The following is a 10585-nucleotide window of genomic DNA, read 5'->3' on the forward strand; positions in this document are numbered from 1 at the left end:
TTCACTTGGCGGTGGTCTTGCGCGCCCGGGGTCGGCGCGTGGACTTGGCCGGTTTCGGTGCCGCTTTCCTTGCCGGTGCGGCTTTCGTCGCCGGTGCCGGTGCCGGTTTCGCGTCGGCCCCTGTCTCGGCGGCCGGATCGTCGTGCCACTTGATCTCGATTTCGATTTCGGTCTCGTCGCCGTCGACTTCGATCTCGAATTCCCAGTGGAGGCGGTCGGCGACGACGATCTCGATCGAGTCGTCACCGGTCTTCAGTTCCACTTCGGAGCCGTGGGCGAGGGCCCGTCCGATCATGATGAGCCGCTCGCCTACCTCTTTGCGGGAGAGCTCTGTTTTCCTCTTGATCTCCAACTTCGGCACGGCAACTCCTGACTGGATTCAGCGTGGACGTTCCTCCACCGTAGCCACGGCGGCGAGCCGGACGGATCACCCTTTTCGGATGAGCTGCGCCTGCCGCCGGGGCTTTCGAAACCCCAGCTCAGCCTGCCCGGTCGATGCGGGAGATGCAGTAGCCGTTCGCGGCGTGATCGAGGGTGAGGTCGACCGCTGACGTCGCACCGTCCGCACTGCTCACCGGCGCGTTGATGGTTACGACCGAGCCTGTCGAGCCGCGGACCGTGAGTGCCGTGTCCTCGAATCGCCGCACCCCGGACAGGGCGGTGCCCGCCTGCGCGCCGTTGCACAGCAGCGGATAGTCCGGTTCCACGTCGGCCGGGTTCACCGGATCGCCGACCACCCGGCTCAGGTAGCGCTCGACGGTGTAGCGAGCCTGCTCGTCGGTGAGGCCGGTCTTCCATCGCTCGCTCACGGTCGGGCAGCCGTATTCGGATCGCAACTCGCTGGGGCGCAAGCTGATCACGAGGTCCTCGTTCTGCCAGTAGGGCCCGAATTGGCCGAGCACACCCGGGCGCTGCACCGCATCGACGATCGGCAGGACGTCGCCGTACATCCGGGGAATCTCGGCGGGCGACTGGGTCCAGCACTTGCGGATCAGCGCGCTCATGTCACCGGCGAGGACATCGTCGAGCCAAGGACGCAGGACCGCCGCCGCCTTCGGGCTGTTCGGAACGGCACCGATCCGCGCGGCCTGCGGCGTGGCGGGCGAGTTGGAGGCACCCCGGTCCTGGGCGGTCAGCACGGCGAACGCGGTCACCGCGGCCACCACCGCCGCGCCACCGACACCGAGCAGGACTTTCCTGGTCCGCGACCAGCCAGGAGCCCGCGGCGTGTCCCGCCGCAGCACAGCGGTATCCCCCACCACCGGCGCGCCGGTGAGAGCGGAGACCGCGGCGTCGGCGAGCTCACCGCAGCTGGCGTACCGGTCGCCCGGATTCTTCGCCATCGCCCGCGCGATCACCCCGTCCAGGGCAGACGGCAGCCCCGGATTGCCGGCCGACGGACGCGGCGGCGGCTCGATCAGATGCGCGCTGATCAACGCGGCCGGACTCTCCCGCTGGAACGGCACGAACCCGGTGAGCAGCTCGTAGAGGGTGCCGCCGAGGGCGTACACATCGGTGCGCACATCCAGCGGTTGCCCCTCGAGCTGTTCGGGCGCCGCGTACGCGAGCGTGCCGAGCACCGATCCCGCGGAGGTGAGACTCGTCGTCTCCCCCATGCTCCGAGCGATCCCGAAGTCGGTGACCATCACCTCGTCGGTTCCGTCGTCGGCACGCGCGATCAGCAGGTTCGCCGGTTTGATATCGCGATGCAGCAACCCCTGCCGATGCGCGTAGTCCAGTCCCTTCGCCGCCTCGGCGACAATGCGTACCGCCCGCTGGGGCGTGAGCACCGACAGTCCCTGGCGCAGCAGCTGTGCCGCGTCGAGCCCGTCCACGAACTGCATCGCGATCCACAACCGATCGCCGTCGACGCCCCGATCGAAGATCTGCACGACATTCGGATGACGCAGCCGCGCGGCCAGATCGGCCTCACGCTCGAACCGGGCCCGAAACGTCGGCTCCACCGCGAGCCGCACATCGAGCACCTTCACGGCGTCGCGGCGAGGCAGCCGAGGATGTCGGGCCAGATACACCGTCCCCATCCCCCCGCCGCCGAGCCTGCGCTCGATGCGGTATCCCGCAAGGATCGCCTCCGGCCCGAACTCCATCACCACTCCTTCGCACGACCACCCACGTGACTGCGCTCAGGTTATCCGGCACGGGCAACCCCTGCCGCAACTCGGATTCGGCTGCACGGGTTCAGGTCTCCGCGCGCTCGCTCCATTTCGCCATCCAGCTCGCGTTCTCCATCGAGAAAGTGTTCTCGCAGTCCGCGACGAATTCCGCCCACCGCACCCGATCGGTGGGTGATCCGTCGGCATGCCACCGATCGAGCCGCCGTCGCAGGCGATCCGCGGTAGCGAGATAGGTCATCACCAGGAAGTCGTACCGCTTGCCCGCGAGGTAGGCCAGCAACGATCCGCTCAGCGTGGTCATGACCGCGACCCATGGAGCGATCCGGCCCGACGATTCCGCGCCGACGCCGGTGTTGATCGCGGCGACGATCGTGGCCGCGAGGCCGAGTCCGATGGCCGCGCGGCGCAACCTGGTCGCGCGGGCGCCGTAGCAGCGGGCCGCCGGCAGGTAGTAGTCGTCGATCTGTGCCCGTACCCGGTCGCGAACGTACTCGTCGGGCCGCATCGATCGCGGCGCCTGGACGGCGTCGTCGCCGGGCGCGAGCACCGGCAGCAGGTCCTCGGCGGCCTGCTCGATGCCTTCGATCTCGGCCCGCAATCGCTCGGCCTGTTGTGCGTCGCCGATGGCGCGGAAGGTGAGAATTCTCTGCTTGATGCCTTCGGAGACCGCCCTCGCCCGGGTCCAGCGGCGGGTCGATTCCGCGGTGAGGTACTGGGCGGTGAGGAACGTCGCCACCGCCAGCGCCACGGCACCCGACAGCGCCACGACGCGGGTCGCGGTGCCGGCCGAGCGCAGGATCGTCGTGGTCGAGGCCGTGGCGATCGCACCCCAGCTGCCGAGGCACAGTACGGTGAGCCGCACTCGATCCAACCGGCGCTTCATCCGGGTAGCGGTGGCCGACCAGCGAGTTCGCCGCTGCCAGAGAGTGTTCAGGAGATCGTCGTCGGACATCGGCTACTCCTCCTCGCCGGCAATCGGAAGTCCCGGGCACAGCTCGATGTAGTCGATCTCCGAAGACACCCAGGTCCGCCACATCTCCCGGCTCATGTTGTGCGTCATCTTGGCGCACAGTTGCTCGGGCGAGGCGGTCGGCACGGGCCACATCCGGATGGTCTCGTCGACGCTCGCCGACATGATCCCCGAACCATCGGGCAGGAAATCGACAGCGGTGACGGGGGCGCCGTGACCGACCAGCGCCGGTCCGATCTGGCGGTGCGTCCCCACATCCCACAGCCGCAACACGTTATCGGTACCGACGGTGACCAGTGTGCGGCCGTCCCGAGAGAATTGGACTCTGGTGGCGGGGCCGTCCTGCACCATCGGTGCGCCGATTTCCTGGCCGGTGTCGGTGCTCCAGATGCGAATCGTCTTGTCTTCGTAGCCGACAGCGAGCAGGCGGCCGTCCGGGCTGAAGCTGGTGCTCTTGACCCACCCGTTCCCGACCATCGGCTCGCCGACCGGCTGACCGGTGTCCGCGTCCCACAACCGCACCGCGTAGTCGGTCGCGCCGGTGGCGACGCGGCGTCCGGCGTTGTCGATCGACACCATCTGCACAGAGCCGTCGTCGTGTCGCAGTTCGGATCCGATCGGCCGCATACTCGCCATGTCTCGAATCTGGGCATTGCCGTCGCTGGTGATCACCAGCCTGCGCCGACCAGGATCGTGCGCGAAAACAGCCGTTTCGGGCGGCAGCGAGATCGGCGGCCCGACCGCGGCGCCCGATGCGGCATCCCAGAACCGGATTTCGGTCCAGGTGAGGGATTCGGGGCTGAACCCGGCGGCCTCCAGCTGTGTGCCTTCTGCTGTGTACTCCGCGAGCTGGAAAAGGCCCTCTTCGCCTCGGATCAGGGGACCTACCTGCGCACCGGTGCCGGTATCCCACTGCCGAACGGTGCCGTCCGCACCGCCGGTGACGATATGGCGGCCGTCCGGGCTCACGTCCGCGCCCAACACCCTGGCGCCGCTGTGGATGGTTCGCCCACCACCCACATCCCATTCTCGGACGGTGGAATCCATACTCCCGGAAAGGATTCGACCGGAGCCGGGATGCAGCGCGACGCTGGACACGATGAGCTCGTGACCCTCCAGCGGCTCTCCGATCGGCCGACCCGTCGCAGAATCCCACAGCCGGATCTTCTTGTCATCGCCCGCCGAAGCGATCTGAGTACTGTCGCGGCTGTAAACGACCTGCTCCACCGCCGCGGTGTGCCCACGAAGCGGCTCCCCGATCGGCCTGCGAGTCCTGGTATCCCATTGCTGGAGATCGAATCCCGCGACCACCAGCCGGTCGCCAGTGCGGTCGAAGGCAAGGCTGTTCACCGCGCTGCCGGTGTACACAGTCAGCGGATCGCCTGCCGGCCGTCCGGTCCGGGCGTCCCACAGATAGACGGTGCCGCCGACGTCGCCCGAGGCGATCAGCCCACCCCCACCGAACGCCACCGAGGTCACCGGCATGGTGTGCCCGGTCATCTCGACGACCTGCTCGTGCCTGTCGGCATCCCAGAGCCGGACGGTCTTGTCCGAGCTCGCCGACACGATCGTGCGGCCGTCCGGGCTGAACGCGACGCCGACGACCACACCGGTGTGGCCGCGCATGTCGGCCCCGATCTGCTTCTGGGACTCGACATCCCAGAGCCGAACAGTTCGATCTCGACCCGCGGACACCAGCCGGGCACCGTCCGGACTGAACGCGATGCGAGTGACTTCGGACGCATGACCGGACAGCGGAGCGCCGATCGGGGTCCACGTCGTGGCGTCGAGGAGCTGGATCGTGTTGCCACGAGTCGTGGCGATGAGTTCCCCGTTCGGGCTGTAGGTGACGCTGGAGACATCGGCCTCGTCCATGTGGGCGATCTTGCGGATTTTGCCCTGCTGGTGAATTGCGTTGAGCAGGGCGAACTCCCGCCCGTCCCCCTCGCCGAGACGGTACGCGGCGACAGCCATCTGCATACCCAGGATGTCGTCGCTCTTGCCCGGCCACCTGCCCGAGAGCATGAGCTGCGAATTCGCCGACAACGCCAGCACTGTCGCGCGACGGCTCTCGGCGACGGCTCGTTCCTGCGCCCGATCCGCGCGCACCCACAGCAAACCCGCGACCAGCGCGGCCACCATGGTCACCGCCAGCGCCGCCCGCAGGATCCGCGACCGCCGGCGCAACGCCCTGGCGCTACGCTGCGCGTCCTCCTTCGCCCGGCTCTCGGTGGCAGCCAACGTTTCCGCGGCCTGCTGACGTTCCCTGGCGGCCCGCAGCTCGTCCTCCCGGTGCCGGCGTTCCTCGGCGAGGCGCTCGTCCTCGGCCTGCCGTGAGGCCAGCAGCAATCCCCGGACCGGGTTGAGCCGTTCGCGGAATCCTGGTGCGGTGGCCAGTGATTCGGCATCGGTGAGCCGTGACCCCGACAGCAGCCATTCCTCGCGCCGCCCGTTCTGCTCCCACGCCTGCGCGGCCCGCTCGAGGTTGTCGGCGGCCTCGAGCTCGGCAGCCTGCACCCGCAGCCAGTCGGCGAGGGTGTCCCATTGGCGCAGCAGGCTTTCCAACGCGACCTCGACGACCACGGCGCCGTCACGCTCATCTTTGACCAACAGCCTGCGTGCGACGAACTCCTCGAGCAGCGGATGACTCTCCGGCGGCAGATCGAACCAGCGGGCCGGGCGGCGCATCGGCTGGTCGTTGCCGGAATTGATCGTCGCCAGCCACGGCACGAAAGCCCGCCGCAGGATCGCCAACTGCCCCGCCCGGACCTGGGGGTCGGCGTCGAGAAGCTCGTCGACCTCCCGCTGGACCACCCGCCGCAATCCGCCGAGGGATTCATAGTGCGCGAGGGTGATCTCCCCGTCCCCGTAGTCCCGATACAGCCGGGCGAGGGTGAGCGAGAGCAGCGGCAGGGTGTCGGCGCCGCGCGACCAGTCGTCGAGTAGACGCTCCACCAGGTCCGGGGCGAACGACAACGCCGCGCCGGCTTCCCTCGCCCGCCGCGCGGGCCCGACGATGACCTCTTTGAACTGGGCCTGCGGCATCGGTTTCAGATCGTCGAACGGCCGCACCGCGACCGACGCGAGCATGGGTGCGGTCTGGAGCGGTTCGTAGCGGTCGGAGCGGATGGTGGCGACCGCGATCATCGCGATCCCCCGCTCGCGGTCGAGCAGTCCGCCGAGGAGAGTGAGCAGCACGCCCGCCTGCTCCCCCGCCTCGGGGCCGAACAGCTCCTCGGCCTGGTCGATCGGCAGAATCAGTGTCGGCGCCGGGTCGTCGTCGGAGTCCAGGACGCGATCGCGCGCGGCCTGCTGCGCTTCGATCAGCCAGGCCCGCACCTGTTCGATGTCACGGACGCCGTCCTCGATCTCGGTGAGGCAGGGTCGGCGCAGCCCGACGCCGACGCGCAACGCGTGGATCGACCGCGCGAATCCGGCGTCGCCGGTGAGCGCTCTGCGGTGCGGCCGCACGATGTCCATGGTGCGGAAGTGGCGGTCGTCGCGGGCCAGCCGGGGCAGCAACCCGGCGCGCACGAACGACGACTTGCCGACGCCGGAGGGACCGAGGACGACGAACAGATGGCCGCCGCCGAGCCCACGCAGGCCGCGCACGGTGTCCATCGCTCGCCCGATCTGCGCATCGCGGCCGAAATATACTGCGGCATCCACTGATTCGAGCGGTTCCCACCCTCGGTAGGGTGCGCGTCCCGGGTCGCCGGGCGGTGGCCAGCCGAAGGTGTCGGCGCCGATACCGGCCGCCCGCAGACCGTGACGTAGTCGCTGCAACCCCTCGGTCAGGAACTCGACCTTTTCCCCGTTCACCGAGATCGTGGTCTTCGGTCCGTCCCCGAACAGGTCGCAGCGCTGCCACTCGCTGGTCATGTCGCGCCCGCTCAGCGGTTCGAGCCGGACCGTGAAGATCGGCTTGTTCAGGGTCTCGGCATGACGGTATTCGACCTTGCACTCATGAGAACTGTCCCAGTTGTCCGACAGCAGGCAGATGACCGCCTCGCAGCGGTCGCCTGCCCGGCGCAACGCGTCCTTCCAGCGCACGCCTGCCGGAATCCCGGTGTCCGGGTCGAGATCGAGGAAGATCTCGCCCACCAGACCGGGTTCCGCCTCGATCAGCCATGCCCGCAGTGCGACCGCTTCGCGGCTGTCCCGGCTCGAATGGCTGAGGAACAGCCTGGCCTTCATGGCAGCTACACCCGCGAACGGTCGATACCCGCTTCGACCAACGCCGAGCGCGCCACGTCCTTCGCGCAGGCGGTGAGCGCGCCGAACGCGCTGATCCGGCTGAACGTCTGTCCGGTGTGGACGACGTTGTCGTTTTCGTCGTCGCCGTCCACGATCGGCACGGCACCCGCCAGCAGCCATTTGCGAACATCGGCGACCGACGGCATCGTCCCGGCCACCCGCAGATGGAATTGCTGAACCAGCAGCACGACGCCGGCGACCACGGGCGTGGCCTGACTGGTGCCGTGCTGGATCGACTCGCCGCTGTCGTTGCGGATCCCCGACGAGGTCGTCGGGGCGCCGGGCGCGAAGATATCGGTCGCGCAGGCGCCACCCACACTCGAGTGCAGGCGCTGTGAGAACGGTGTGATCCGATCAGGCGCCGTCGATAGGGCGGTCGCCCCGGAGCCGTAGCTGAACGAGCCCTCGTCGGCGTCGTAGACCGCGCCGACACTGATCGTCTGGCGGAAGATCGCCGGGTAGCTCATGCCTTGGCCACTGTTGTGGGCGAAGTAGTCGTTACCCGCCGCGACACAGCAGGCGACGCCGGCGTCGGTGAGTCTCCGCATCACCTCGCCGATGCCGTCGCCGGCGAACTCCGCGTCCGAGGTGTTGTTGTCGGATGCGCCGAGCGACATACACACCGCGGAGATGCCCAACGATGCCCGATTGGCCAGCACCCAGTGCAGTGCGTCACGGATCGCCTCGAAGCTACCGCCGCCGGTGTTGCCGAGGACCTTGACGGGCACGATGTTCGCGCGCGGCGCCATCCCGGTGTGCACCCCGCCGGCGCAGATGATCCCCGCGACGTTGGTGCCGTGCCCCTGTCCGTCGCTCGGATCGGTGGGCGAACCGTTGTTGTCGGCAGTGAAGTTCCGGCCTGCCCGAACCCGGCCCGCGAAATCGACGTGCGTGGTACGGAGCCCGGTATCGAGGACGGCGACCGTCATGCCGGATCCGTCGACGTTGAACTTGGTGCGCGCCTCCGCCGCGCGCACCAGCAGATCGACCTCGAGCAGTTCGGGCATCACCGTCAGGTCGGTCTGCAACGGCTTCTCCACGGGGACAACGAATTCGTAGGCGACGTCGGCGATCGATTCGGCAGAGATGGTGTCGGACATGATGATTCCTTTCCTACAGAGCCGAGTACGCGACGATGAAGTCGTAGACGTCGCGGGTCATCCGCCGTCCGAAGTTGGGCTTGCTGTTGTCGCCGATCGCGCCGGCGGCGCCGCGCAGCACGCCTACGACGTAGGGCCATCCGTCAGTGCCGTACACGTAGAGGCCCGAACCGCTGTCGCCGTACCACGCGTCCATGAAGAAGTTGATGTACTGACCGTTGAGAACGCCGTTGCCCTCGTTGCCCCAGATCTGGGGTTGGAACTTGTCGCTCGGATGGCCGTAGAGGTGCATCCGGTTGCCGGTCACGACGTTGTCGGGCGCGACCCATAGGCCCTTCCACCCCGACGCGCGACCGGGGAAGTCGCCGTATCCGGAGAATTCGATGACGGCGTAGTCGAACCGCGCGTCGCCGCCCGCGTTGTTGATCCAGCCGCCGGGGACGGTCACGTTGTAGCCGCCGTGGCTGCCGAAGGGCATCGGCGTGGGGTCTTCGCGGTCGGTGCCGGGCGCGACGGAGGGGAGCCGGAGCCAGCTCGTCCCGTTGTGCACCACGTGCGCGGCGGTGAGGGCGGTGGACGGCCCGATCATCGTCGCCGACCCGGAATATCCCCCGCTCGCGAGGGCGAGGTAGGCGACCGTGCTCATGGGATACACCGTGTTGTCGCGACGCACGACCCGGTTGTCCGAGCCGATGATTCCCGAAAACGCGTGCAGCGACGAGGAATCGACCTGTTCGGACGAGGAGCGAGGCAGCGCGGTGTAGGACGATGTGCGCCGTTCACCGTCCGCCCGCAGCAGCTCCACGAACGAGGTGGTCGGTGCGTCGACCGTGTATTCCTTGCCCTCGTTGAAGATGACCGGCCGCAGCGCTTCGGCGAGCTCATAGTCCGACATCTCGAGGACAGGCCCGAGTTCGTCGCCGCCCGGCGGTTCGACGCGGGGGTACACCGAGTTCGGTGAGACCTTCGCGTCGCCGATCAGAGTCAGTGGTTGGCCTTTGGGCGATGTCAGTGTGGTGATTGCGGTAGACATCCGTACTCCTCGACACTCGAGCGGCTCAGATGTCCCAAACGCCGACGTCAGCCGCAGATTTTCAGGCTGATCTGAACGTACGAGGATGTGTCCGAACCCACACGAGTACCCGGCTACTCCAATTTTCGCGCAAGTACTACGCGCTCCGATCCGCCCCGAACTTCGGGGAGCTTTGTCGCCGTCGACTTCCGGAAGCGGCGAGAGCGAGCGTCAGCTCTGGTCCGGGTCTTCGACAGCGGCCAGGAAGGTCGGCAGATGGTTGCCGGGGACCGGCTCGGCGGACTCCGCGCCCGCGTCGCCGAGATTCTGGGCGCTGAACAACGACACCGGTGCGGCGCCGGCGGCGTTCAGGTGCGGATCGGTCATGGTGGTCCCCCGTATATCGGTGTGACTGAGGTGGAGTTTCGCGGAGCCTGCGCGTCAGGAGGATTCGTCGGTTGGACGCTCGCCCGCGCGCGCCGACAGAACGAGCGGACCCTACACCGCGACGGAACTCAGTTCAGCGACGCAGCTGGTTGTGTGGAATCAAGACCGTGGTGCGCTCGTCGATCGGCTCCATCGGCTCGAGCTTCGGCTGCGTGCTCAACTTGTCCGACAGCTTCTGCCGGCTCACCGACACCAGCTTCCTCGTCACCGGACTACCCGCGACCGCTCGCGAGGCCGCAGTGATCTGTTCGTAGCGTGCCCGACCGGCCTTCGTGCCCAGCACATAACCGGCCGCCACGCCGATGATCAACCGCAGCATCTCCTGGAGCTCCTCCCACGTCTGTGTGCGGGCTCCATCCTGCCCCAGCCGCCCCACCCCTGTCGATCCGGCCACCGTTCGACAGCACATCGTTATACGCCGCATGTCCGCAGGTAGCGCCCCGATTTGGGTTCCCGCAACACGATGCGCTAAAGTTTCATCTCGGTCAGCCCGCCAAGGCAGACCACCTGAGTCTAACCACCCAGGACAATCCCCTATAGCTCAATTGGCAGAGCAGCCGACTGTTAATCGGCAGGTTTCTGGTTCGAGTCCAGATGGGGGAGCCACCACCACATGTGGTAATGCAGCGAATAACCGGGACAGCGTAACAGTTGGTCCCGCTCA

General features: G+C 67.8%; 8 protein-coding genes and 1 tRNA gene. 1 reads left to right on the plus strand and 8 read right to left on the minus strand.

Features of this window, described 5'->3' with window-relative positions; all coding sequences use genetic code 11:
- Position 1: 1 nt before the first annotated feature.
- The 8 genes from ACFULV_RS31560 to ACFULV_RS31595 all read right to left on the minus strand — a co-directional run bounded on the left by ACFULV_RS31560 (position 2) and on the right by ACFULV_RS31595 (position 10240).
- Positions 2–361: an amphi-Trp domain-containing protein gene (locus ACFULV_RS31560; RefSeq protein WP_378663100.1), complete on the minus strand. Its 360-nt coding sequence runs from the start codon at positions 359–361 to the stop codon at positions 2–4.
- Between the two features lie 118 nt (positions 362–479).
- Positions 480–2108 carry a serine/threonine-protein kinase gene (locus ACFULV_RS31565; protein WP_378663102.1) on the minus strand — a complete coding sequence of 543 codons (1629 nt, stop codon included), beginning with the start codon at positions 2106–2108 and terminating at the stop codon, positions 480–482.
- Between the two features lie 91 nt (positions 2109–2199).
- On the minus strand, positions 2200–3087 hold the full coding sequence (locus tag ACFULV_RS31570; RefSeq protein ID WP_378663105.1) for a DUF4231 domain-containing protein: 888 nt from the start codon (positions 3085–3087) through the stop codon (positions 2200–2202).
- 3 nt (positions 3088–3090) lie between these two features.
- Positions 3091–7302 (minus strand): TIR domain-containing protein, encoded by a 4212-nt coding sequence (locus ACFULV_RS31575; protein ID WP_378663107.1) that lies wholly within the window; start codon positions 7300–7302, stop codon positions 3091–3093.
- A 5-nt stretch (positions 7303–7307) separates the two neighbouring features.
- Positions 7308–8462 (minus strand): S8 family serine peptidase, encoded by a 1155-nt coding sequence (locus ACFULV_RS31580; RefSeq protein ID WP_378663110.1) that lies wholly within the window; start codon positions 8460–8462, stop codon positions 7308–7310.
- Positions 8463–8475: 13 nt separating this feature from the next.
- A complete protein-coding gene (locus ACFULV_RS31585) occupies positions 8476–9495 on the minus strand; it encodes a trypsin-like serine peptidase (RefSeq protein ID WP_378637623.1) in 1020 nt (339 codons plus the stop codon).
- Positions 9496–9705: 210 nt separating this feature from the next.
- Positions 9706–9861: a hypothetical protein gene (locus ACFULV_RS31590; RefSeq protein ID WP_378663113.1), complete on the minus strand. Its 156-nt coding sequence runs from the start codon at positions 9859–9861 to the stop codon at positions 9706–9708.
- Positions 9862–9994: 133 nt separating this feature from the next.
- Positions 9995–10240: a hypothetical protein gene (locus ACFULV_RS31595; RefSeq protein ID WP_056821808.1), complete on the minus strand. Its 246-nt coding sequence runs from the start codon at positions 10238–10240 to the stop codon at positions 9995–9997.
- Positions 10241–10451: 211 nt separating this feature from the next.
- Here ACFULV_RS31595 and ACFULV_RS31600 point away from each other — a divergent pair.
- Positions 10452–10527: transfer RNA gene (locus tag ACFULV_RS31600), tRNA-Asn, on the plus strand.
- Positions 10528–10585: the final 58 nt, after the last annotated feature.

This window comes from Nocardia sp. NPDC057272 (assembly GCF_042668615.1).
GTDB lineage: Bacteria > Actinomycetota > Actinomycetes > Mycobacteriales > Mycobacteriaceae > Nocardia.

Excerpts from the sequence above, each read along its gene's own strand:
- ACFULV_RS31565 (WP_378663102.1), bottom strand. The coding sequence starts at position 2,108 with ATGGAGTTCGGGCCGGAGGCGATCCTTGCGGGATACCGCATCGAGCGC.
- ACFULV_RS31570 (WP_378663105.1), bottom strand. The coding sequence starts at position 3,087 with ATGTCCGACGACGATCTCCTGAACACTCTCTGGCAGCGGCGAACTCGC.
- ACFULV_RS31575 (WP_378663107.1), bottom strand. The coding sequence starts at position 7,302 with ATGAAGGCCAGGCTGTTCCTCAGCCATTCGAGCCGGGACAGCCGCGAA.
- ACFULV_RS31580 (WP_378663110.1), bottom strand. The coding sequence starts at position 8,462 with ATGTCCGACACCATCTCTGCCGAATCGATCGCCGACGTCGCCTACGAA.
- ACFULV_RS31585 (WP_378637623.1), bottom strand. The coding sequence starts at position 9,495 with ATGTCTACCGCAATCACCACACTGACATCGCCCAAAGGCCAACCACTG.
- ACFULV_RS31590 (WP_378663113.1), bottom strand. The coding sequence starts at position 9,861 with ATGACCGATCCGCACCTGAACGCCGCCGGCGCCGCACCGGTGTCGTTG.
- ACFULV_RS31595 (WP_056821808.1), bottom strand. The coding sequence starts at position 10,240 with ATGCTGCGGTTGATCATCGGCGTGGCGGCCGGTTATGTGCTGGGCACG.